The following is a 25133-nucleotide window of genomic DNA, read 5'->3' on the forward strand; positions in this document are numbered from 1 at the left end:
TCACATATTATAAGAACAGCTTTGTTTGTTCCTACTTTAATTCAGCTAAAATCTCTTCAATCTTAGCGAGTTCAGATTGCAAGCCGCCACCACTTAGGTACCAAAGTGGACCGTCAAGATAGATGATGTGGTTATTTTTATATGCTTCTGTTTTCTTCACGATATCGTTTTCCATATCTGCTTCGATGTTAGACTCTCCACCTGTAGCTGCTGTACGGTCGATAACGAACAATACTTGTGGGTTAAACTCAAGAATTGCTTCGAAGCCGAAGTTTGAACCGTGAGAAGAAGCTTCGATATCTTCAGTTACTGGCTTGAAGCCATAGATGTCATAGATATAACCAAAACGAGAGTTTGTTGCGAAACCAGATAATTTTCCTTCGTTGTACATGGTTACTAATGACGTATCATAGTTACCAGCTAAAGTCTTAACTTCTTCTAATGCAGCATCAAATTTTGCAAGATACTCTCTCGCTTCTGCTTCTTTTCCAAACATTTCTGCCGCAAGGTCTACTGAAGCTAAGAATGTGTTCCAGTAGTCATCTTGGGAAGTACCAACAAATACAACTGGTGCAATTTCTTTTAGTTCTTCATAAAATGCTGATTGACGACCTGAGATAAAAATAACATCTGGAGCCATTTCAGCGATATCTTCTAGTAATGGCTCTTTTAAATTACCGATGCTCTTGTATTCGTCTGCAGAATAAGCTTGAAGGTGTGATGGTAAGTTAGAGTCTTTTGCAACCCCTACAATTCCTTCAACTCCAAGTGCATCTAGTGTATCTAAGAACCCGTAGTCAAATACGGCAATTTTTTCTGGCATTTTATCGAATGTCACATCTTCAAAATTCACTGTACCGCTTTCTTCACTTTCAGAAGAAGCAACTGTAGATGATACAGTCATTGGATAAGCTGGACTTTGTTCCCCTGCTACTTCCGTTTCTGCTGATTGTTCTTCAGTAGCTGTTGTATCCTTCTCTTCTGTTTTTGTTTCTTCGCTTGAACTACATGCAGCAAGTGTTAAAAACATTGCTACTAATAAGCTAGCTAGTAACCATTTTTTCATGATTCTTCTCTCCTTATGTATTTTTCTTTTTATACTGGTAATGATAATCATTATCACTGATAACAATTCTCATTATAAAGACAGGATTCTATTCCGTCAATACCATCTTGTAAAATAATTGAAAATTTTTAATCGCACATCAATATAAGCAATTATTGGACTCTATCATAGCCCTATTCGAGCGGTTCCATTTCCTAAAAAAGCCTAGAGAAACCAGTTAAACTAAACTTTTCTCTAGGCTCTATCGAATTACGTGTGAGAATTAAAGTAAACACAAATGCGACATCCATTTTGTTCTTGAATGGGAATATCCATATCGTATATATCGCGCAAGGCATCAGAGTTAATGATTTCATGAGTTGGTCCATTTTTCACAAGTTTTCCGTCCTTCAATGCAACAATACGATCTGAATAGACAGACGCGAAATTGATGTCATGCAAGACGATGACAACAGTCTTCCCAAGCTCATCTACAAGTCTACGTAAAATCTTCATAATTTGGACAGAATGCTTCATATCTAAGTTATTTAGAGGCTCATCAAGTAAGATATAGTCTGTATCTTGCGCGATAACCATGGCAATAAATGCACGCTGCTTTTGACCACCTGATAATTCATCTAAAAACTTATCCTGCATCTCATTCAGGTTCATATATTCAATCGCTTGATCTACAAATTTTTCATCTTCTGCTGTAAGTCGGCCTTTTGAATAAGGATAGCGTCCAAAAGCAATAAGCTCTCGTACCGTCAATCGAACATTAATATAGTTTGATTGCTTCAGGATGGAAACACGTCTTGCAAATTCATTCGATTTCCATTTTTGCACATTATTTTGATCGAGTAGTACTTCTCCCGTATCGGCATTTAATAAGCGGCTTACCATAGAAAGGAGTGTAGACTTACCCGCACCGTTTGGACCGATAAACGATGTAATCGTGCCAGATTCTATTTTGACAGATACGTCTTCTACAACAGGCTTTTTCCCAAATCGCTTCGTTAACCCTTTGATTTCAATCATCCTGCTGCCCTACTTTCTTTTAATAATAAGTAAATAAAGTAAATACCACCAACAAAGTTAATAATGACACTTAATGTCGTACGTAATTCTAAAATATGCTCAACTAAGAATTGTCCCCCGACTAAGGCAATAATACTAATTAAACTTGCTCCTAAAATTAACACAGAATGCTTATATGTAACCAAATACTGATACGACAGATTTGCCACAATTAAGCCAAAAAACGTAATTGGACCTACTAGAGCCGTTGAAGTGGCAATTAATACAGAGGATAAAACCAATATATTCATCACCATACGGTCATAATTGACACCTAGGTTGATCGCATTTTCTCGCCCAAGTGACATGACATCTAGTTTCCCCATAATGCGATAACCGTAAATAAACGCTAATAGCAATATCCCAATTGAAATATATAATAAGTCAGCCTTAACATTTGTGAAGGTCGCAAATAAGCGACTTTGCAAGCTTAAATATTCCACAGGATCAATCAGCACTTGCAGGAAGGTCACAAAGCTACCTAACAGCGTCCCTAAAATCATTCCGATTAAAAGGAGTAAATAGATAGGGTGCTTATCGGCACGGAATAAGAATCGATATAAAACCAGTGCGAATAGTACCATTGCTAGAATGGCGACACCAAAATTTAAATATCTGTTCAATACCCATATCGACATGGACCCTGCAAAAAAGTAAATGATTGTTTGGACTACTTGGTACATGGAATCGAGGCCCATTACGGAAGGAGTTAAAATTCGGTTGTGAGTAATGGTCTGGAACACCACGGTCGAATACGAAATAGCAATCCCTGTTACAACCATTGCCGAAATCTTAATCATTCGTCTTGGAAAGGCGTAATCAAAACCACCTTTAATATCATAAAATGCATACAGTAATATACTAACAATTGCTAGAACTGCTAAGAGAATCAACTTCGTACTATTTTTTCGCATAGGCTCTCCCCCTAAATAACATAATTAAGAAGATCGCACTACCGATTACGGCTACTGTAACGTTAACCGGAATCTCATAAGGATGAATAATAACACGTCCTAGAATGTCACAGATTAATAGAAAGACGATTCCGAGTACAGCTGTGTGTGGAATGGTTTTTCGTAAGTTATCACCCAAATAAAGAGAAACAATATTAGGTACAATCAAACCCAGAAACGGAATAACCCCTACAGTTAGTACGACAGTTGTAGAAATAATAGCAACAAGGATCAGACCGATATTTAAGACAAGCTTGTAGCTAAGTCCTAAATTTTTCGCAAAATCCTCCCCCATCCCAGCAACGGTAAATTTATTGGCATACAAATAGGCTAAAATAACCGCTGGAATACTTACATAAAGAAGCTCATACCGTCCTGATATAACTAGTGTGAAGCTTCCCATTAACCATGATGAAATATTTTGCAGAAGATCTGCTTCATATCCAAAGAATGTTGTAATCGAGGACAAAATGTTCCCATACATGATCCCGATTAGTGGCACGAAAATAACATCTTTAAATTTAACACGATCTAGAATTTGCATAAAAACAAGGGTTCCTGCTAAAGCAAAGGCGAAGCAGAAAATAATTTCCTGCAAATATGTTGTATTTGTAAAAAATAGCATAGAAATTAAGATTCCTAGTTTCGCAGCATCTAGTGTTCCGGCAGTCGTTGGAGAGACAAATTTATTTCTGCTCAAAGACTGCATAATTAAACCGGCAATACTCATTCCTGCCCCCGCCAATATGATTGCCATTAGACGAGGCACGCGACTAATTAGGAAAATTTGTGTTTCATCTGACTCCCAATCTAGCAAATCGCTCGGCTTAATATCAATGGCTCCAATAAATAGCGATAGAAAAGACAGGACTATAGCTGCAATTATCAACATCCAAAGTCTCATGTATAATCCTCTTTATCTGGTTATTCTTGGAACGATAATTGAAAATGATTATCATTCTAAGTACGGTTTCATTATAAATAAAAAATTTCCAAAATTCAACCGTTAAAAGGTAGAAAGAAGAGGTCGATGAACGAAATTGTAATTTTTTTGACAAATATTCAATTATGGCTCTCTAATCATTCTTCATAGATCATTCTTCATAGATCATTTTTCTTGTCATACCACCATCAATGACCAAATTCTCACCTGTCACAAAATCATTCTCCGTTAAATACATGCAGCCCCTCGCAATATCCTCTGGCTTCCCGACCCGTTTCGAGAAGTGCTGAGCATGGTCTCTTTCAGATAGTTGCCCATAGTCTCCCGTTTCAATCCAGCCAGGAGAAATGGCATTAACTGTAATGCGGTCCTCTGATAGCGATGCTGCTAATGCATGCGTAATCGCCACAATGCCACCCTTTGAAGCAGCATAAGCTTCTGAATTGGGCTCTGACATGATTGCTCTCGTTGAGGCAATGTTAACAATCGCTCCACCATTTGCGTTCTGGCGCATATATTTAGCCGCTTCCTTTGAGCAAATGAAGACGCTTCTTAAATTCGTATTAAGAACATCGTCCCATTCGGTCAGTGATAAATCATACACATTCTTGAACTTGCTAATTCCTGCATTGTTTATAAGAATATCGATGGTTCCATATTTATTTATCGTTGTTTTCATTAAGTTTTGGATGTCTTCTTCACTTCTGACATCCGTTCGGACGAATTTAGCATTAAGTTGTCGTTCTAGCTCTTTTCCTTTTTCTTCGTTGATATCTGCTAGGACTACTTTTGCTCCCTTTTCTGCATATGCGAGGGCTATACCTCTTCCGATGCCATTTGCTGCTCCCGTTACAATCACAACTTTATTCATGTCATTCCCTCCTATTTATTCTCATTTTTACAGAATAAGGAATCCCGTGCAAATAATAAAGACGCTCACATTTGTGAGCGCCGCTAGTTCGTTAATTCCTATTCTTTATCAATCCATTTCGTCACTTCTGAAACAGCTCTTCTTTTTCTAGGAGCTGGTGTCATATCAGGATAGCCTACATAGACAAATCCGACTACCTCTCCCTTGTCTGATAAACCAAATTGCTTGCTCATTTCCGGATCGTAAGCAGGCTTACCAGTTCTCCAAACTGCCCCAAGTCCTAGAGCATGAGCTGCCAAGAGCATGTTTTGAACCCCTGCATGAACAGCTGCATACTCTTCTTGTAAAATAATTTTGTCACCTTCACTCGGTTCAACCGCAGCGACAATAATAACTGGAGCACGAAATGGATTTTTTCGCGCTTTTTCCAGTTTACCCTGATTTTCTTCAGTACTCGGATCATCCATCCCCTTTGCTGCGATTCGCGCAAGTGTCTCCCCTAGAGGTTTACGTCCATCGCCCGTTAAAACAAAAAATCGCCAAGGCTCTGTTCGATGATGATTCGGTGCCCATGTAGCCGCTTCTATGATTTGTTCAATGAGTTCTTTCGGTACTTCCTTATCTAGCTGTACTTTCCCAATGCTTCGTCTTGCTTTCAGTGCTTCAAATAGTTCCATTTCTCCTACCTCCATTTCAAAATCTATTAAAGTATATGTAGCTGTTTTCGTTAATTACCTTTTTTCGGACATCTCTTGCTGTATCTAGTAGTTTAGTATACATGATTTTTTAAAAATGAGTGGCGGTAGATACTTTCTTCTGAAAAAAGAGTACCCCTAATCGGATACTCTTCTACCAAACTTAAAGCTTCACCTTTTGCAACCGCAGCGCGTTTAAAACAACCGAAACCGAACTAAATGCCATCGCCGCCCCGGCTAACCAAGGAGCAAGGAATCCAACGGCAGCAATTGGAATACCTAGTGTATTATAACCAAATGCCCAGAAGAGGTTCTGCTGAATATTGCGGATGGTTTTTCTACTCATAAAAATGGCATCGGCAATACTATTTAAGTCGCCTCGAATCAGGGTAATATCAGCGGCCTCCATCGCCACATCGGTTCCTGTTCCAATTGCCATACCAATATCCGCTACAGCTAGGGCTGGAGCATCGTTAATACCATCTCCGACCATCGCAACCCTCTTCCCTTGTGCTTGCAGCTTCTTCACTTCATTCGCTTTTCCTTCAGGAAGAACCTCCGCGATATAATGGTCAATTTCCACCTTTTTCGCAATTGCCTTTGCCGTTTCTTCATTGTCCCCTGTAATCATGTACACGTCTAAGCCCATGTCCTTAAGTCGCTTGATCGCTGCCACAGATGTATCTTTAATCGTATCAGCCACCGCAACAAGTCCTGCAAATTGGCCGTCCACGGCAACGAGCATCGCTGTCTTGCCTTCTTTTTCTAACCCGTTCATTTGCTCTACTGCCGGACTGAAATCAATGTCTTTGAGACCCATCAATTTTCGCGTTCCAACATAGAGCTCCTGTCCACCAACAATGGCACGAATACCGTACCCAGGTATTGCCTCAAAATCAGACACATCTTTTAACTCAATTCCTCGCCCTTTTATGCCTTCAACAAGAGCCACCGCTAGCGGATGTTCTGATTTTCTTTCGGCACTTCCTACCAATGCTAAAAATTCCGCCTCATTCATTTCCGTAAAAACGTCGGTTAATACAGGTGTTCCATTCGTCACAGTTCCTGTTTTATCTAACACAACTGCTGTGATGCGGTGCGTCATTTCTAAGTGTTCTCCACCTTTAAACAGAATGCCAAACTCCGCAGCACGACCTGATCCTGCCATAATCGATGTAGGAGTTGCCAATCCAAGTGCACACGGACAAGCAATAACAAGAACCGCGATCAGTTTTTCCAAGCTTTCAGCAAAATTTCCTGGTGTGACAAAAATGAACCAAACGAGGAAAGTAAGAACCGCAAGTCCTACCACAATTGGCACGAATATCCCTGAAATCTTATCAGCTAATCGTTGGATCGGCGCTTTAGATCCTTGTGCCTCTTCCACCACCTTGATAATTTGCGCAAGAGCGGTATCTTTCCCGACCTTAGTTGCCTTCACCTTTAGGAAGCCATTTTTATTAATGGTAGCTCCAATTACATCATCACCAACATTTTTATCAACCGGGACACTTTCCCCAGTTAACATCGACTCATCGATTGCCGAGAACCCTTCTGTAATTACGCCATCCACTGGTATTTTTTCACCAGGCTTCACGTGAAAAATATCTCCGCTTACGACTTCCTCTAATGGAATTTCAACCTCGACTCCCTCACGCTCGACAATAGCCGTCTTTGCCTGTAAACCCATCAGTTTTTTAATCGCTTCAGAAGAACGCCCTTTGGCCTTGGCTTCGAACAGCTTTCCTAAAATAATGAGCGTAATAAGAATGGCACTTGTTTCATAATAAAGCTCCACTGTATGCCCAGCGTGCATACCGATTGAATCAATCGATAAATACAGACTGTAAAAATACGCAGCAGAAGTTCCTAATGCGACGAGAACATCCATATTTGCACTTTTATTTTTCAAAGCTTTAAAAGCAGAAATGTAAAACTGGCCCCCAATGATGAATTGCACTGGAGTTGCGAGCGTTAGTTGGAACCATGGATTCATAAATAAGTCTGGTACATAAATAAAGGATGTGAATTCAAAATGCCCGACCATCGCCCATAATAAAGGCAAGGATAACAGTACGGAAAATATAAATTTCACGGTCTGCTTTTTGATCTCTTTTTCCCGATGGTCGACCGACTCTTTACCCGGGTCCTTCGTTCGGGCTCCATATCCAAGAGCCTGCACTTTTTTAATGATGTCTGTTGTTGAAAGTTCGGTTGGGTTGTACTCCACTGTTGCCTTCTCTAAAGCTAGGTTAACATTGGCAATAGTTACGCCTTCTAGTTTATTGAGTCCTTTTTCAATTCGGGCAGAGCAAGCAGCACAAGTCATGCCGGTAATATCAAATTCCGCCTTTTCCGTCACAACATCATAGCCAAGGTCCCGCACCTTTTTTTGAATTGCCTCCACATTTATAACCTGTGGATCGTATTTCACAGAAGATCGTTCCAGAGCTAAATTGACATTCGCCTCTTCAATTCCCTCAAGTTTTCTCAAGCCTTTTTCAATACGAGTCGCACAAGCCGCACAGGTCATCCCTGTTATTTGCATATTCGTTTCTTTCATTTCGTTCGCCTCCATACCCTTATAGGGTATATTAACAGGATAAAAGAACGTGCTCGTTTGTATCGTAGCACGTACCTTTATATTAAATTACGCTACATCATAGCCTTGATCGTCAATTGTTTCTTTAATTTGCTCAAGAGTAACTTCTTCGCTATTAAAATCGATAGCCACAGTACCTTCTTCAAGGTTTACTTTGACACTGTCCACGCCTTTAAGTTCACCAACACTACCTTCAACAGCTTTTACACAATGACCACATGACATCCCTTTTACGTTTAAGATCACATTTTCCATTCTGTATACCCTCTTTCTTTATTTTTTCATCAGCTTTTGAATCGTTACAAGCAACTCATCAATCGCTTCATGATCGCCTTCTTGAACTCTATCGACAATACAGCTTTTCATGTGGGCCTCTAGTAAAATTTTTGCCACACCATTTAAAGCTGCTGTTGTTGCTGAAATTTGCGTGATGACATCATCACAGTAGGTATCTTTTTCGATTAAACCTTTAATTCCACGAATTTGCCCCTCGATTCGATTTAATCGAGTCACTAAGCTTTTCTTCGTTTCCTCTGAATGGTGGCTCTTTCGATGATTATGCTCATGACCACAGTTTTCCTTCATCTCCAATCGCATAACCTCCTTTAATTTAGATACTACTATACCCTCATAGGGTATGTAAAGTGACAAATATCAAAACTTTACGGAGGATTCCTAACTACGACTTCAGCCGTAGTTCAAAATAAAGCTTAGGATCAATGATTATTCCTGTACTTTCTATTATGATGGGATTATAAATAAATTGACGGAGGAAATTTTGACAATGAAACGAATTTTATTGATATTTTTAATCATTGCTGGGGGTTATATTCTATTTACTACAATAGGTAACCTTACCTGGTTTGCGAATAAGGACCAAATGAAAGCGGAGATCTCTGATAAAATTGACAATATTGAGTTTGACATTGCATCAGCCAATGTCACAATTATTCCAGAAAATCGCGATGATTTAGAAGCTCAACTTACAGGAAAAGGGAAGGTAACAGTTAAGCAAAAAGGCGATACGATTACTGTTGAATACAAACAAAAGTGGTTCTCATGGTTCAATTTCTTCAACCACTCGAAGCTTAACGTGTATGTTCCAGAAGATTACAAGGAAGACATGGTAATTGATATTGGTTCAGGTAATTTGGAATTATCCGGAGAATCGGCTAAACAGCCTTTTAAACTGAATCATCTTATTTTAGATATGAGTTCTGGAAATGTTGAGTTGAATGACTTAGTTGTGAATGAATTTGCTTTTGATGGTTCTTCAGGAAATGTAGAAATCCATTCGCTTGATTCGAAAACGACTAGTGTCGATGTTAGTTCTGGCAATGTGAAAATTTCCGATTTTGCTGGTGAATTAGAGGCTGATATTTCGTCCGGAAGATTTGACGCACAGTTTGCTGAATTAAGGGATTCAATTAGCATCGATGTAAGCTCTGGGAATGTTACTCTAGACTTGCCGGATAAAGCAGATTTTACTTTGGAAGGTGAAACAGGCTCAGGTAACATTTCAAGTAATTTTCCTTTAAAAGTGGAGAATCAAGACAAACATGAGATTAAAGGTACTCATGGATCTGGCAAGCATGAAATTGAAATCGACGTTTCGAGCGGAAATGTAGAAATTAATTAAAAAGAATGAAGCCCTCCTTTCTGATGAATGGAGGGCTTCTATTTAGGATGCATTAGCTACTATTGCTGCATCCTTTTTTCTTTTTACAAGGCCTAGAGTGTATACAATAAGCAATACGATTAAGAACACAATTGAAAATCCATAAATAAAATGATAGCCCTTATAAGACGCGATAAAACCAAGTCCCGTTGAGCCGATAGCCATTCCAAGATCCATTCCGGAGAAATACATCGCATTGGCAGTCCCTTGCTTTTCTTTTGCCACTGCTCTTACAGCAATAGCTTGCAGTGTCGGTGTAACAACTCCATAGGCAATTCCATAGAACAGCCCTGCTAGAAGCAATGACCATGTATCTTCCGTAATGGATAGCAAAAATAAACCAATGATACCGCTCGTTACACCTGGATAAATGATGACCTTATGGCCATATTGGTCAAATAAGCGACCAGAAATCGGGCGAATAAGAACCATCATGATCGATAGCACTAAAAAGAAAAAGGGAATTGAATTTCCTAGGCCTGCATCTTTTCCTAATTCACCCATAAAGCTAATGACACCGCCCAATGAGATCGTAAAAAAGATTGTCATGATAGCAGGAAATAGTGCATTTTTATCAAAAGCATATGCTTTGAAGGAGATTTTCTTTCTTACAGGCTGAGATGTCTTTGAAGGTTTAACGAAAAAGGAAATTATAATAGTGGCTATCGTTAAAAGGAATGTCAAGATGATCATAAAATTATAGGAAAAATATTGAAGAATGGAAAGTGCCAACATCGGCGCGATACTTGTTCCTACGCTAGTAGCCATGCCATAATAGCCAATCCCCTCGCCAAGACGATTGGTTGGAATGATGTTCGTTGCCATTGTCGCAAGGACGGTTGTTAATATCCCAAATCCAATCCCATGAAAGGCTCGTAAAAGCAATAGTATTGCTACCGATTCCTGATTAAAGCTCAACCCAATCGTAATAGCAACAAAACTCAAGCCTACAAAGTTTAAAATCATCATATTAACCTTATTCATCAAGTAACCAATTAGGGGACGAGTAATAATCGCTGCCAGCATAAAGACCGTCGTCATTAATCCCCCTTGTGTTGGATTATCCTTTACGTCCGTAATATAAGCCGGAAATCCTGCCGTTAACATTTGCAAACTAATGAAAAATAAAAAAGCCATTACCACAATGGCCATGTAACGTCCTGTCCATAATTTTGATGTTTCTTTCATAGATGCGCCTTCTTTCTTTTATTCTTCTATTTCTAGTAAATGTTCAATATTCGTTTCTAGCGAATGTAAAACTTCCTGAAAAGTAGCTAGCTTCTCATGCTCAATTCCGTTGACGATTTTTGTGAATATTTCTTCGATAAAATTGGTCAGTTCTTCAACCAAAGAGGCTCCTTTATCGGTAATTTCAATTAAAAAGGAGCGACGATCAGTAGGATTAGGAACTCTTTTGATTAGCTCCCTATTTTCAATTAAATCTAAAATTTTCGTAAGAGTCGCTTGATCTTTATCCGTTCTAACAGACAAATCCTTTTGAGTAATTTGATCGGATTCATGGAGTGTTCTTAAGACAGCCCATTGCTCAGTCGTTATATGGTATGGCTTCAAATAATGATTGATAATGCGTGTCATTTTTTTACTAAGACGAACTGATGCAGAGCCAATAAATTTATCCATCGACATAGGTGATTCCCTCCACTTGAACAATATGTTTATTATAACCCAAATTTTAGTTTGTGTAAATATAGTTTGTATACAAACTATATTTGTTTTAGTTGGAATGTACGGAATTAGGGCTTGGATTGCACGGAATCCAAGCGGAATTACGTATGTTTTGATTGGATTGCGTATTTCGGGCACACGATCACGTATTTACCAGATGAAAATCAAAAGAGGAGAAAAACGACTTCAGCGTTTTTCTCCTCTCCCAAATCTAAATTTGTGTCTGCAATGTCCTTTCAACTGCCTCATGACGAATTGTAGCTTGTGCGGCAGCGAGTCGAGCAAGTGGCACACGATAAGGTGAACAACTCACATAATCGAGACCGGTGAGATAGCAAAATTCAATCGAGCTCTTTTCACCGCCGTGCTCCCCACAAATTCCTGTCTTAAGCTGTGGCTTTGTTGCCCTTCCTAGCTTCACGCCTGTTTCAACGAGCTTCCCAACCCCTTCTTGGTCAAGGACAGCAAAGGGATTTTCCGGCAACACTTTGTTTTCAATATACGCCTGCAAGAACTTTCCTTCTGCATCATCTCGGCTATAGCCAAACGTCGTCTGTGTTAAATCATTTGTCCCAAAAGAGAAGAAATCCGCTTCCTCGGCAATTTGATCAGCAGTCAAAGCTGCACGTGGAATTTCGATCATCGTTCCGATTAAATAATCGAACGTTTTTCCTGTTTCCTCTTGGATCTGGAGAGCGGCATCGATCACAAGCTGACGCATCTCCTTTAACTCATTGACATGACCCACAAGTGGAATCATAATTTCTGGTTTTACCTCTAGCCCTTTATCGACTAGCTTTGCAATCGCGTAGAATATCGCTTTTGCCTGCATTTCGTAAATTTCAGGATGAATCATCCCGAGACGACAACCGCGGTGGCCAAGCATTGGATTGAATTCATCTAACTGACGAACCTTTTTCAACAATTGCTCTTTTTCCACCAATTCTGCAGAACTTGGGTCAAGAATCTGTAGCTTCGTTACCTCAACTAACAGTTCCTCTTTATCTGGTAAAAACTCATGTAACGGCGGATCTAACAATCGAATCGTTACCGGGAATCCCTGCATCGCTTCGAAAATCCCTTCAAAGTCCCCCTGCTGCATGGGTAATAATTCAGCTAGAGCAGCCTCACGTTCTTCCAAATTCGAAGCTAAAATCATTTTTTGCACAATCGGTACGCGCTTCGCATCCATAAACATATGCTCCGTTCGGCATAACCCGATTCCGCCTGCGCCAAATTCAAACGCCTTTTGTGCATCCTCTGGATTATCAGCATTGGCACGTACACCTAGCTTTCTTGCTTCATCCGCCCATGCTAAAAGCAATTGGAATTCCTCAGAAAGCTGTGGTTCAATCATTGGAATCTCACCTAGCATGATTTCTCCAGTTGCCCCGTCAATAGTAATCACATCCCCATGATTCACAACGGTACCCCCGATACGAAATTGCTTTTCTTTTAAATCAATTTTTAGTGCTTCACAACCACAAATGCATGCTTTCCCCATTCCTCTTGCGACAACGGCTGCATGGCTCGTCATTCCTCCACGGCTTGTTACGACTGCTTGCGCAGCGATAATGCCATGAATATCATCTGGCGTCGTTTCCGGTCGAACAAGGATCACCCTTTTTCCATCATTCCCTAACTGTTCCGCTTCATCAGCATCAAATACAACAGCTCCTGTTGCCGCACCTGGTGAAGCTGGAAGTCCTTTTGCTAAACGGTTGCGTGGATGAGACTCATCAATTCGTCGATGCAGAAGCTGATTTAGTTGCTCAGGATCGACGCGAAGAAGTGCAGTCTTTTTATCAATGATGCCTTCCTCTACCATTTCAACTGCAATTCGAATCGCGGCTTGTGCCGTTCTTTTACCTGTCCTCGTTTGCAAGATAAATAGCTTTCCTCGTTCAACTGTAAATTCAATGTCCTGCATATCCTGATAATGCTGCTCAAGTAAATGGCAGGTTTCAGCAAACTGTTGAAACACCTCTGGCATTTCACTTTCAAGTGTCGCAATTGGTTGTGGCGTACGAATTCCCGCGACCACATCCTCCCCTTGAGCATTGATTAAATATTCCCCGTACAGCACATTTTCACCAGTCGAAGGATTCCGTGTAAAAGCAACGCCAGTTCCTGACTCGTCTCCTGTGTTTCCAAAGACCATGCTCTGAATATTCACCGCGGTTCCTAAATGGTCCGGAATTTTATTTAAACGGCGGTACACAATCGCCCGCTGATTGTTCCAAGAATCAAACACACTATTAATCGCAAGAAATAACTGTTCTTTTGGTTCCTGAGGAAACTCTTTTCGTGTCCGGTCTTTGACGATTTTTTTATAACCAGCGATAACCTCTTGCCAATTTTCTGCTGTTAATTCTGGGTCGGAATTGTATCCATGCTTTTCACGATATTCTTCTAAAAGCTGTTCAAAGAAAAAGACATCCACATCAAGGACAACATCGGAAAACATTTGAATAAAACGGCGGTATGAATCATAGGCGAAGCGTGGATTGTTTGTTAGCTTGGCCATTCCTTCAACCGTTTCATCGTTCATCCCTAAATTCAAAATCGTATCCATCATCCCTGGCATCGAAAAAACAGCACCTGAGCGGACAGAAACAAGCAATGGATCAGATGGCTCTCCTAATCGTTTCCCAGTCGACTCCTCAAGTTGAGTTAACGCTTGTAAAATTTGCTCTTGCACGTCTAGAGAAATCTTTTTCCCCGCATCATAGTAGGCATTACAGCTTTCTGTAGATATCGTAAAGCCAAAAGGAACAGGCAGACCAATCGAGGTCATTTCGGCTAGATTAGCTCCTTTTCCCCCCAGTAATTCCTTCATGCTGCTATTTCCTTCATTGAACATATAGACGAATTTTTTCATTATAAAAGCTCCTCCCCACTTTATCTTTTCAGTATTTTTAAGATGGAATCAGCAGTTTCTTCGATTGCTTTGTTCGACACATTGATGACTGGGCAACCAATTCTTTTCATGATTTTTTCTGCGTATTCTAATTCCTCTAGGATTCGTTCAAAACTTGCATAGTTCGCCTCAGAAGTTAATCCAAGGTTCTTCAGTCGTTCTTTTCGAATGGAATTCAGCTTATCTGGACTTATGATAAGGCCAACGCATCGACTTCGTGGAATTTGATAAAGTTCCTCTGGTGGCGCCACCTCTGGTACGAGTGGAACATTTGCAACCTTGAAGCCTTTATGAGCTAAATACATGGATAATGGTGTTTTTGACGTCCTCGACACGCCAATCAGCACAATGTCAGCACGAAGAAGTCCACGAGGATCACGGCCATCGTCGTATTTCACCGCAAATTCAATCGCTTCAATCTTTCTAAAATAGGAATCATCAAGTTGCCTCATCAGCTTTGGCTGATTTTTTGGGTTTTTATTAAATGTCTTACTAAAAGCAGTCATCAACGGATTTAATAAATCCACAGTTGCAAGACCTTCTTCTTCTGCCCTTTTATCGAGATATTCCTTAAGAGATGGAATCACGATGGTGTAAGCAATGATGGATGGAACGTCCTTCGCCATTACCAATACATCATCGATATCAGCGAAATCTGCTACAAATGCATTACGTTTTACTTCCACAAAACCACCATTAAATTGTGTAGCCACAGCTTTTACGACTAAATCAGCGGTCTCTCCAACTGAATCTGATACGACAAATACTGTTTCCTTCCCTTCCAAAATCCCATTTCCCTCCCGTATCCACTTGAATAATGATGTTATATATCTCTGTTCATTACTAAATGTGTTATACTTATTAATATATAGTATATTATATTTATGTTCAATTTGGAAAATAGTTTTTACTTTTTTATGACAAATTTAAGAAACTTTATAGGAACGCAAAAAAGCTCCCCCTCTAGCAACAGTTGTCTACTTGAGGGGGAGCTTTTTAACATTAACATCTTTGGAGACCCAACCATGACATCAGCCAAAATAATTTTCACTATTAATCTCGTTAGGAGCTAACACGAGATTAATGATATTTAGCGATGTGTGTTTGTTCCGAAGAAGGAATTAATTCACATGGTTAAAATGGAATTCAAATCCCTTAATGAAACAATTTCTGTCGGATTAGCACCGACTTAAGCTCAATATTCCTTTATCCGGATCATTAGTTCTTAGCAAATGTGTGCATTTTTGAAGGATAATGAGATACCACACTATTTTCAGTTTCAATTGAAACTTATGGTTGTGATCCACCCCATCTACAACAAGAGTATTTCATTCCCAGACACTCAATTGAACAGTATGATATTTTACCCTCCAAAACTTTGACAGTTGCTCCACCTTCCCGAATATTAACTAGGAATAACCTTTATACTCGTTCACAGTCGGAACGAACACGAATGGTTGAGCCTCCAAAGATGTTAACTTATCTCTTACACTTACATTATAACAAGTAATTTTTATAATTATCAGAATCATTTTGACAGAACTGTGAACGTTTTGGAAAAAGCAACGGGATGAAAACTTAATAGGTTCCGTTTTTCGCATCAAGTCTCGAGAACGGCAGTTGGGGGTTATGGTTAAGCACCTGATTCGAATAATAGACGGAAAAGTTCCGCTTAATTAGTAATTAGTATTTAAAAAGGCTTATATAGACGGAGAAATTACGCTTATTGGCTCGAAAAACTTCAAAATGAAGGATTTTTCTTTGTATTATCGGAAATACTCCGCTTATATATCCTGAAACGACCTTCATTCTAAATCCAACCGGAAAATCTCCGCCTATGTTCCTTTCTCTGGTTACTCGATTCAGGATAGGGCATCTTACTTTGAATGCTTTCTACCACTTTGGGGTGCGGTAAGTCATTAATTAGATTTAAGTAACGCTACTCCCTCCCTAGAACATAAAAAAAAAGCGTGGAGAAAACTCCAAGCTCATTTTTGATTAAAGATATATTCGACGTCATCATCTTTTGCTTCGATTTTAAGGTTGTACTCATCGATGAACCATGCATCTTTATCATTAAAGAAAAATGTAATTCCTTCGACTTCATCCTTCACCGCAATGTTTCCTGCTTTTCCGAATGAAATCCCTAGAAAGTAATTCGGATGGACAGTCGGAATACCACCATATAATTTCACAAAAAATTGAACGTAGTCGCCTTCTTGTAAGTCCATTTCTTCTTTATACCACTTAGCTGCTTCTTGACTTACAGTAAAACTCATATTTTTTTCACCTCATTGATTGTCTGCTACTTTCTATTATCCAACTTATAAGGTGATTTTACTACTATTTCGCCTTCAATTATGCCAAAGTAGAAGATTCTTCAATAATTGCTAAGCGCTCTTCTACTTGTTCAGGAGTTAACCCATGTTGGGCAACATAACGATTTCTTGGATGAACGCGGCATTCATGTGAACAACTACGTAAGTATTTGTGTTCATTTTCTTCTGAGCTAAAAATTTTATCGTTACACTCAGGGTTTGCACAATTCACATAACGCTCGCAAGGTTCACCAGTAAAATGGTCGCGCGCCACTATAACATGCTCCACACGGTTTACAGGTACAGCGATACGCTCATCGAATACATAGCATTGTCCATCCCATAATTGACCTTGTACTTCTGGATCTTTACCATAAGTCACAATTCCACCATGAAGCTGACCTACATCCTCAAAGCCTTCACGTACTAACCATCCAGAGAATTTTTCACAGCGAATACCACCAGTGCAATAAGTTAGAACTTTTTTACCTTCAAAATTCTGCTTGTTTTCGCGAATCCACTGTGGAAGCTCACGGAAATTTCGAATATCAGGTCGAACCGCACCACGGAAATGACCTAAGTCAAACTCATAATCATTACGCGCATCGATTACAACTGTATCAGGATCCTGCATAGCCTCGAAAAATTCTTTCGGACTTAAATGCTTTCCAGTAAGTTCGTTTGGATTGATATCATCCTCTAAACGCAGCGTAACTAATTCATTACGTGGACGAACGTGCATTTTCTTAAATGCATGACCCTCTGATTCGTCGATCTTATAGACCATCTCTGCAAAACGAGGATCAGCCTTCATTGCTTGCATATATTTTTCCGTTGCTTCAAATGTTCCGGAAACAGTTCCGTTAATTCCTTCATGAGCAACAAGAATTCTTCCCTTTAAACCTAGTTCCTTACATAACTGAAGATGCTGTGCAGCAAACTCCTCATGGTTTTCAATTGGGACATACATATAATATAACAACACTCGGTATTGTTCTGTGTTTTCCATTTTTAAATCACCTTTCTGAAATTAAAATCTATATAAAAGGCCCTTCGCCTCTCGAAAAAAAAAGCAGTACCTTTCCATTATAACGGAAAGGTACTTAAATGTTCACTTATAAAATTCTCCAGGAATTTTCCCAAATTTTCTTCTATGGTATAATAGCGGGTCCTTGTTCTCATTAACGATGTCGATTACTTCACCGATCAGAATCATATGGTCTCCTGCTTCGACCGTTTTATAAGTTTTACATTGTAGTACACCTAGTGCTCCCGAAATAATGGGAAGATTATGTTTAGAAGTTTGCCATTCGCAGCTGCCAAATCGGTCCGTACCTTTCATGGCAAAAAGCGAGCAAATATCGCTTTGATCATCTGCCAATACATGCACCGCAAATTTATCCGTTTTGACAAACTGTTCATAAGATGAAACCTTTTTATCAATCGACCAAAGGATCATCAACGGGTCAATCGATACAGAAGCAAATGAGTTCACCGTTAACCCAAGTGGGGTTCCATTTTCATCTATCGTCGTGACAACCGTAACGCCCGTGGGGTAATTGCCCATTACTTCTTTAAAGGTAGAAACTTGATCCATATTCTCAACTCACCTTTCTAATCTTTGTTGATGCGTTTTCTACGCTAATCACATTGTATATATAGTACCTATTATGGCGATTTTTTCTAGGTTTGTCGAATATCTGGATTCATTCATGAAGCTGTTTCTTCATTTTTTCCAATAACGCCTCAGAAGTCTCTGCTGTTACAAACTCACCATTGATCATGGCGTAAGGTGCTTTTTTGCATTCCTTACACTTGCTTTGACATTCATATTCCTTATAGTTCACATTTTTTTCGTTGAAAAAAGCATTGTATTTCGGGAACGTTTCTTCAGATAAAAAACGATCAAGATTTCTCTCACAAAATTCAACCGTCAGCTTTTTCTCTTTCGAAAATAATTTTTGAATGAGTTTCACGGATTGTAAACATCCTTTTTTATTATGTTATTTACAAATTGATGTGTTCCTAAACGATTAGTAGATCGGATTTTGACGAATCCATTTGGTCGCTACCCATTTTTCCCCGACTACAACGGGAATGCTACTATGTACGGACAGGCGATCGACTTGATTTTGACTGTTCGTATAGTGGAAATAAACAGCTGAGCCTTTTTTCGGAACAATGGAGACTCCCACCTTTGGAAAAATCGTTTCGCCGCCCTCTTCTACATCATTTAAATAGAGTAGTAGAGTTCCAACACGTTGTCCACCTTTTTTCTCATCTACCTTCCCAGAAGGAAAATAATCAAAATGGGCCTTATACTCTTCTCCCACGTGATAGTTCAGCACTTGAAGTCCTTCACCGTTTTCAACAGGATACTGAGTAAGTTCTTCGAATCTTTTTTCAAGCTTTGTGACGAGATCATTTTCATGAATCGTATAATACATGCCTTTACTCGTTCGACCAGGTACTACTCTTTCTTCTCCCGTTACAGAATCCACCACTCGTGACGGCTGTAATCTCTCTTTTGATAAACTGATTAGTTCATCACATTCATCATCACTTAGAACATTGTCCAAATGAAGGATGAACGGCTTTTCAATTCTTGCAAGCACCTTAATTTCACGGTCACTTGTATAAATCGTATTTCCTCTTTGACCAATCGCGGGTATTTCATATTGATATGGGAGCTCACTCTTTGCTTCAGGCGACTTTACTGCTCCATTTCCAACAATCTGAAAAAGACTTTCGTAAGCATACCTTGGATTAAAACCTTTTTTCACAAGGGCATCTGCTATGACAACCGGACTAACTCCACTATTAAGAGTTGTAACAATCCACTCTTTTAGTTCATCGGAGATTTGTTTGATGGTTCCCACCGCTATTCCTCCTCACAGGCTTGCAAAATTGAAAAATCTAACACAATTTTACCATATTCAGAAAAATTAGAAGTAGTTTAAGCTTGGATAGTTAGAAGCAATTTTTGTATTTTACTTCCAAATCATACATTTTGAAACTATACAAGAAAAGAGCATAACTTGAAAAAATCATTCAAGCCTTGCTCTTTCACAAAACTATTTTTAGTTACAGACACAATAATTCCTGAACTTCATTGATCTTCAATTTCGAAATATAAGCGTTCTTATCAGTCCCATAAAAGAATGCAAGATATGTTTCACCGGACGCCTCAATTTTAGCTACTTTTCTCAAATTAACCAAATAGGAGCGATGTGTTTTAGAAAAGTTCTCTGGTAAACGGTCCATAAGATTTTGCAGGGGATCTGATGTTTCAAATTGTTCTGACTCTGTATGAATAATGGTTTTTCTACCTTGTTTTTCAATAAAGAGAATATCATTTATTAAAATGTATAAATAAGTATTGTTCGACCTTATAGCAAGTTTACTAATATTCTTTGGTGCTGGAGTTTCTGCTTTATTCTGAAACCCAATCATCTTTTTTGCCTTTTCCAATGCAATGAATAAACGGGTTCTTTCAATCGGCTTTACAATGTAATCAACTGCCGATAAATTAAATGCCTCAACCGCATAATCATCGTGCCCCGTCGTAAAAATAACTTGTAAATTAGGATGAATTTCTTTACAAGCTTTAGAAGCTTCAACCCCATTTAAGTCTGGCATACTAATGTCTACTAAAGCTAAATCGGGCTTTTCCTTTACAACCAATTGAATGAGTTCTTCTCCCGTTGTTGCCTCACCAATCACTTCATATTCAGGCAAAAGCTTTGTAAAATGGACTAAAATGGTTCTGGAAGAGAGGTCATCATCTGCTATTATCACTCTTATTTTCTCCATTTACATCTCTCCCCTTGTTTTGTTCGTTATATGAAATTATTCTAGAAAGTCCAACTGCTGGACCTAAGTACATTCATTTTCAGTAAAATGAATATGAATTATTCATCGGATGAATATGTTATCCTTATTTTGAATCAATTGGTTGATTCAAGATATCCCCACGTACTCCTATTCCTACACTTCTATAAAAAATAGGAGACTCTTCCTATTCTTAAGATAACCATTTTAGGATCAAAAAAAGCGATCTACATCAAATAGATCGCTTTAATCGCTCATTTTTAATACCATTGGATTAAAATATAGGAGAATTAAAGCTGGTAATATCCGCCTTACTATCAAATACTTTTAATAAAACCATCGTAATATCATCTTTTTGTGGAACCCCTGATGTAAAATGGTTAATTGTGTCAATTACCGCTTTTTCTACTTCCTTGACATCTTTTTCTTTACACTGCAACAAGGTCTCTTTTAGACGTGTGATTTGATATAGTTCCCCTTCTTTATTTTGGGCTTCAATAATGCCGTCCGTATAGAAAAAGACCATATCTAAATCTTCTAGTTGAATGGATTCCTCATGATAAATTTGATTAGGGAGACCTCCGACCATAATTCCTTTTACTTTCGGAAGTTCTTCAATCGTATTACTTTTTCCTCTAATACATAAAGGAAGATGATGCCCTGCGTTCGCATAAGTGAAAGTTCCAGACTTCGGATCCCAATCAGCACAAAACAAAGTAACAAACGATTTTAATGTCCTTAAATCCTCATATATCGCTTGATTCATGGCTGTTAACGTTTCACCAGGACCTTGTGTACTTTCTGCTGCGCTTCGAAAAGCTCCCCTTGTCAAAATCATCAGCATCGCAGCTGGAATTCCTTTTCCCATCACATCGCCAATGACAATACGAATTTTCCCATTAACTAATGGATAAAAATCATAATAGTCTCCACCAATCAGCCTTGCAGGCAAAGAATTCCCGGACACTTGTCCTCCCTCAACCTTAGGAGTCTTTCCATTTAAAAGAGACGTTTGAATATTCCTTGCAAGATTTATTTCTCTCTGTAAGGATTTTTCAAGTTCATTTTCAGGAGTACCTTGATCAAAATGAAAGGTGAAATTATCAAAATACATCAAATGTCCTCCTTATGAATTTCCTCTAAGATATGGTATAATCCCACCGTTTCAAATACTTGGTGTGTCATTTCATCGACACCATTAAAGATTAGTTTGAAGTTCTTCTCCTTAGAAAGATAAATGGCATTCATGATGGAACCAATTCCTGTTGAATCAATAAACTCCAACTCACTAAAATCAAAAATCAGCCTCTCAACGTTATCTAATTCCTCTAAATAAGGTTCAATTATACTACTAGTAGAAATGTCCAAAATTCCCTTTAACTTTAATGTCTTTGTCGATCCTGTTTGTTTACTTTGAATGGTTAACTCCATTTATACTCCTCCCCGTTTATAGCTTCAGCCTACTCATTTGTTGCATTAGGTTGCTGGCAATTTCAGAAAGCTCTTGAGATTGGCCATACAAGGATTGTAGTAAATCAGATAATGTTATCGTTGTATTCGTAGTTGCAGCCGTTCTTTCATTGGCTACTTCGCGCATTTTGTCCATCTTACCAAGGATATCTTTCACGTGTTCGTGATGACTATGTGATTCTAACACCTTTTCTACTGAATCCAAGAACTCCGTGATTTCGAATAATTGTTCTCTTGCCTTCAAAGTCGTTTCTGTTGAGAGGGTATATATTTTCTCGACAGACTGTGATGCTTCTTCTTCCAATTCTTCAGATAACATCTGTGTTTTACTTGCTTCTGCCTCAATTTCTTTCACAAATTGATTCAAATTACTCGCCATAACGTTCAAATCAATGGAAAGTTTCGTTAACTCACTGCCATCATTGACATCACTTTCCGCTGTTAAATCCCCATCTTTTAATAGATCTATTTGCGTAGTGATTTTCTGAATATTGATATAGATTCTATTAAATAATTGATAGATTAAGAGGAAAATACTTACAATCCCTATAATTCCCGTTACAATCAAAATAATGGATTGTTGATGTAAAGGAGAGATTATTTTCTCATAATCAAATGCAATATGAATAACCTGCCCATTCTTCTGCGGCAAGAATAACTTATAAATTTTCTTTCCATCTACCTTTTCAACAAATTTTTGAATCTTAGGATTCTTAACCATCTTCTTCAAAATTTCTGGATCATTTTTTGATTGATATTGAAAATCTCCATACACTATTTTCTTCATTGGTGGCCAATATTGACTTTCCAACTCAGGATTTTGAAAAACATTTGGATCTAAAATGGAAATATCCTTAACGAACGGATTTTCCTTCTCAATATCTTTAATTAATGATTCAGGTCCCACACTTTCGGTGAATTGATAGACTTCATCAGCAGAAATATAAGGATTCAAAATATAATTTGTTCCTTCTTTATGAAAATAAGCATATTTGAAAAATACTGGTTTGTCTTGATAGGTTCCGGATTGCATAATGGGTAAAATAACTAATCCTTCATCCGAGTATAATTCAGGAATTTGGATATCTTCTCCCATTAACACCTTTTCAGTTTGTTGATAAACCATATCACCGAAACTTCTCGTGCTAAAGCCGATTTCATTTGGATCAGTAGATTTGACAACAACAATGTCATTATCCTTTTTCTCTAAAATGGACAAGCCAGCAAGATTTAAGTTTTCTTTAATTTTGATTAGTTCAGTATCCGTAAGCTCTTCAGCATTTGATTCATCAAGAATTTCTCCAATATATTTTAAATATCCTGCCATCTTCAAATCAATTTGATGTTCTATACTTTTTGAGGCCAAATCACTTCCATTAAACCCCTGATTAATGCTTTGTGAAATTAAACTAGTTTGAGTATCAAGTTCATAATTAACTTGTTCTTTCATCAAGTATAATTGAACACCGCTTGATATAATTGAAATAATCACCATTATCCCTAAAGTGCGTGTTAAGAATTGCTTCCTTAGTGAAACTTGTTTTTTAGTCATCTGCTCACCTCACCTCTTATTCCTGCTCAGTAGCTTTCTTACGTAATGCTACTTTATCTATTTTCCCTTGCACCATCGGAAATTCTTCAATAAATCTTATTTGATCTGGTATCTTGTATCTAGCAATACGAAGATTACAATATTCATATAGTTCCTGCCTGTGTAGGTCGCTCCTATTCTTTTGCACAAACGCAATAATTTGTTCTCCAAAAACAGGATGCGGAATTCCAACGACAACTACTCTTAACACATCCGGGTGTTTTTCTAAGACGTTCTCAATCTCTCCTGGAATAACTTGCTGACCACCTTTTTTGATCATGTCTTTTTTGCGGCCTACAAGTTCAATTTTTCCATCATCGTTGGTTCTTCCTAGATCACCTGAGAAAAACCATCCATCTTTATATACTTCAGAAGTCAAATCAGGTCGTTGATAATAACCTAAAAATGGTCGTTCTGATTGATATATGAGTTCGCCAATGCCTTCTTCCGATAGTGAGTCAAATTTATATTTGATATTAGGTAACAAGGTCCAATTCATATCATTTCGAATATCGTTTTCTGTGTACATTACCGTTCCAAACTCTGTTATTCCTAAAAAGCTCATGATCTTAGCTGGGAAGTCAGAATAAGTTTGTAAAAATTCTTTGGTCACTAATTCTCCAAATACAGATAGTAAAGATACTTGATTTAATACTTGCTTCCCTAAGGATTTACCAAATAAGTCCATAGCCTTAAATAGAGATGGCGTCGTAATGAATTTTTGGCTAGCGTGGCTTTCGAATAGTTGAATGATCTCTGGAAAATTGAAATTCTCCGATAGCACCAAATGTGTCTTAGACTGCATAGTTGATAGTATCCACGCTAATCCGAACACCCCCGTTGCCGGAGCTAAAAGAAATAGTTTATCATTATCAACAATATCCAGCCCTATGTTAATCCCTTTTCCAACCCTTTGGACAAAATCTACATCGTATACAATCCCTTTTGGAGTGCCGGTACTTCCTGATGTACATCCAATAATTTGAATCTGTCCTTCTTCAAGGGGATTTTTTTCACCGATATGAATAGTTTGATTCCATTTCATATCCGCTTTATTTTCCAAAATAATCGTCTCTTTTAGATTTGAAGCAGCCCATTGATTAATCGTCTCCCATAACTGAAATCCATTATGTTCAGTCACTGTAAAAACTATATGAGGACTAACAAAATCTAAAACAGAAATTAAATCTTCATGGCGTAGAAGCGGACTAAGTGGTACAGTGATTCCCTGTAGTTTACTAATTGCCAATGCTAAAGAAGTAAAATCATAAACGGAAGGCACTATCAATGCGATTCTCTTCCCCTTTATATCCCCTAACGTTTCAAACAGTTGCACATATTTTTCAACACCCTGCTGAATGTCTCTATAAGAAAAATTGCCTCGTTGGGTGGAAAGAATCTCCTTGTTGAGGTCATGCTCTTGGTCAAAAATCCAATCATAGAAATTATTCAT

24 protein-coding genes are annotated in these 25133 nt (G+C 38.4%); 1 reads left to right on the forward strand and 23 read right to left on the reverse strand.

Annotated elements, in window-relative coordinates; translation table 11 throughout:
- Positions 1–31 precede the first annotated feature (31 nt).
- From FAR12_RS00860 to FAR12_RS00900, 9 genes are all read right to left on the reverse strand, one after another.
- Positions 32–1066, reverse strand: coding sequence for a siderophore ABC transporter substrate-binding protein (locus FAR12_RS00860; RefSeq protein ID WP_126405346.1), 1035 nt, complete (start codon positions 1064–1066; stop codon positions 32–34).
- A gap of 249 nt (positions 1067–1315) precedes the next feature.
- Entirely contained in the window at positions 1316–2083 is a 768-nt protein-coding gene (locus FAR12_RS00865; RefSeq protein ID WP_126405347.1) for an iron ABC transporter ATP-binding protein, read from the reverse strand.
- Positions 2080–3036 carry an iron chelate uptake ABC transporter family permease subunit gene (locus tag FAR12_RS00870; RefSeq protein WP_126405348.1) on the reverse strand — a complete coding sequence of 319 codons (957 nt, stop codon included), beginning with the start codon at positions 3034–3036 and terminating at the stop codon, positions 2080–2082. The genes FAR12_RS00865 and FAR12_RS00870 overlap by 4 nt, the downstream gene beginning before the upstream one ends.
- Positions 3023–3979: an ABC transporter permease gene (locus tag FAR12_RS00875; RefSeq protein WP_126405349.1), complete on the reverse strand. Its 957-nt coding sequence runs from the start codon at positions 3977–3979 to the stop codon at positions 3023–3025. The genes FAR12_RS00870 and FAR12_RS00875 overlap by 14 nt, the downstream gene beginning before the upstream one ends.
- A gap of 190 nt (positions 3980–4169) precedes the next feature.
- Positions 4170–4889 (reverse strand): glucose 1-dehydrogenase, encoded by a 720-nt coding sequence (locus FAR12_RS00880; protein WP_126405350.1) that lies wholly within the window; start codon positions 4887–4889, stop codon positions 4170–4172.
- Between the two features lie 98 nt (positions 4890–4987).
- Entirely contained in the window at positions 4988–5566 is a 579-nt protein-coding gene (locus FAR12_RS00885) for a nitroreductase family protein (protein WP_126405351.1), read from the reverse strand.
- Positions 5567–5747: 181 nt separating this feature from the next.
- Complete coding sequence (locus FAR12_RS00890; protein WP_281275622.1) at positions 5748–8147, reverse strand: heavy metal translocating P-type ATPase; 2400 nt, start codon at positions 8145–8147, stop codon at positions 5748–5750.
- Positions 8148–8234: 87 nt separating this feature from the next.
- The gene (gene copZ, locus FAR12_RS00895) at positions 8235–8441 is read right to left on the reverse strand and encodes a copper chaperone CopZ (protein ID WP_126405353.1); all 207 of its coding nucleotides are present in this window, start codon (positions 8439–8441) and stop codon (positions 8235–8237) included.
- 18 nt (positions 8442–8459) lie between these two features.
- Entirely contained in the window at positions 8460–8771 is a 312-nt protein-coding gene (locus FAR12_RS00900) for a metal-sensing transcriptional repressor (protein ID WP_170972060.1), read from the reverse strand.
- Positions 8772–8970: 199 nt separating this feature from the next.
- On the opposite strand from FAR12_RS00900, the gene liaG reads away from it, so the two are divergent.
- The gene (gene liaG / locus FAR12_RS00905) at positions 8971–9825 is read left to right on the forward strand and encodes a LiaG family protein (RefSeq protein ID WP_126405355.1); all 855 of its coding nucleotides are present in this window, start codon (positions 8971–8973) and stop codon (positions 9823–9825) included.
- A 42-nt stretch (positions 9826–9867) separates the two neighbouring features.
- On the opposite strand, the gene FAR12_RS00910 is transcribed toward liaG, so the two are convergent.
- From FAR12_RS00910 to FAR12_RS00975, 14 genes are all read right to left on the reverse strand, one after another.
- Complete coding sequence (locus FAR12_RS00910) at positions 9868–11052, reverse strand: MFS transporter (protein WP_126405356.1); 1185 nt, start codon at positions 11050–11052, stop codon at positions 9868–9870.
- Positions 11053–11070: 18 nt separating this feature from the next.
- Positions 11071–11511, reverse strand: a complete 441-nt coding sequence (locus tag FAR12_RS00915; RefSeq protein ID WP_126405357.1) for a MarR family winged helix-turn-helix transcriptional regulator — start codon at positions 11509–11511, stop codon at positions 11071–11073.
- A gap of 250 nt (positions 11512–11761) precedes the next feature.
- Positions 11762–14431 (reverse strand): pyruvate, phosphate dikinase, encoded by a 2670-nt coding sequence (gene ppdK, locus FAR12_RS00920; protein WP_126405358.1) that lies wholly within the window; start codon positions 14429–14431, stop codon positions 11762–11764.
- A gap of 20 nt (positions 14432–14451) precedes the next feature.
- Complete coding sequence (locus FAR12_RS00925) at positions 14452–15255, reverse strand: pyruvate, water dikinase regulatory protein (RefSeq protein WP_126405359.1); 804 nt, start codon at positions 15253–15255, stop codon at positions 14452–14454.
- Between the two features lie 1203 nt (positions 15256–16458).
- Positions 16459–16749 carry a HesB/YadR/YfhF family protein gene (locus FAR12_RS00930; RefSeq protein ID WP_126405360.1) on the reverse strand — a complete coding sequence of 97 codons (291 nt, stop codon included), beginning with the start codon at positions 16747–16749 and terminating at the stop codon, positions 16459–16461.
- Positions 16750–16828: 79 nt separating this feature from the next.
- The gene (trhO, locus tag FAR12_RS00935) at positions 16829–17797 is read right to left on the reverse strand and encodes an oxygen-dependent tRNA uridine(34) hydroxylase TrhO (protein ID WP_126405361.1); all 969 of its coding nucleotides are present in this window, start codon (positions 17795–17797) and stop codon (positions 16829–16831) included.
- A gap of 102 nt (positions 17798–17899) precedes the next feature.
- A complete protein-coding gene (locus FAR12_RS00940) occupies positions 17900–18385 on the reverse strand; it encodes a flavin reductase family protein (RefSeq protein ID WP_126405362.1) in 486 nt (161 codons plus the stop codon).
- 109 nt (positions 18386–18494) lie between these two features.
- Positions 18495–18764: a DUF1450 domain-containing protein gene (locus FAR12_RS00945; protein ID WP_126405363.1), complete on the reverse strand. Its 270-nt coding sequence runs from the start codon at positions 18762–18764 to the stop codon at positions 18495–18497.
- A gap of 57 nt (positions 18765–18821) precedes the next feature.
- Entirely contained in the window at positions 18822–19667 is an 846-nt protein-coding gene (locus tag FAR12_RS00950) for a 2OG-Fe(II) oxygenase (RefSeq protein WP_126405364.1), read from the reverse strand.
- A 205-nt stretch (positions 19668–19872) separates the two neighbouring features.
- The gene (locus FAR12_RS00955) at positions 19873–20601 is read right to left on the reverse strand and encodes a LytR/AlgR family response regulator transcription factor (RefSeq protein WP_126405365.1); all 729 of its coding nucleotides are present in this window, start codon (positions 20599–20601) and stop codon (positions 19873–19875) included.
- A gap of 292 nt (positions 20602–20893) precedes the next feature.
- A complete protein-coding gene (locus FAR12_RS00960) occupies positions 20894–21733 on the reverse strand; it encodes a PP2C family protein-serine/threonine phosphatase (RefSeq protein WP_126405366.1) in 840 nt (279 codons plus the stop codon).
- Positions 21733–22050, reverse strand: coding sequence for an STAS domain-containing protein (locus tag FAR12_RS00965; RefSeq protein ID WP_126405367.1), 318 nt, complete (start codon positions 22048–22050; stop codon positions 21733–21735). The genes FAR12_RS00960 and FAR12_RS00965 overlap by 1 nt, the downstream gene beginning before the upstream one ends.
- Positions 22051–22066: 16 nt before the next feature.
- Positions 22067–23641, reverse strand: a complete 1575-nt coding sequence (locus FAR12_RS00970; protein WP_126405368.1) for a methyl-accepting chemotaxis protein — start codon at positions 23639–23641, stop codon at positions 22067–22069.
- Between the two features lie 16 nt (positions 23642–23657).
- Positions 23658–25133 carry a class I adenylate-forming enzyme family protein gene (locus FAR12_RS00975; RefSeq protein WP_126405369.1) on the reverse strand — a complete coding sequence of 492 codons (1476 nt, stop codon included), beginning with the start codon at positions 25131–25133 and terminating at the stop codon, positions 23658–23660.

Source organism: Bacillus yapensis, from assembly GCF_005280205.1.
In the GTDB taxonomy this organism is placed as follows: Bacteria; Bacillota; Bacilli; order Bacillales; family Cytobacillaceae; genus Robertmurraya; species Robertmurraya yapensis.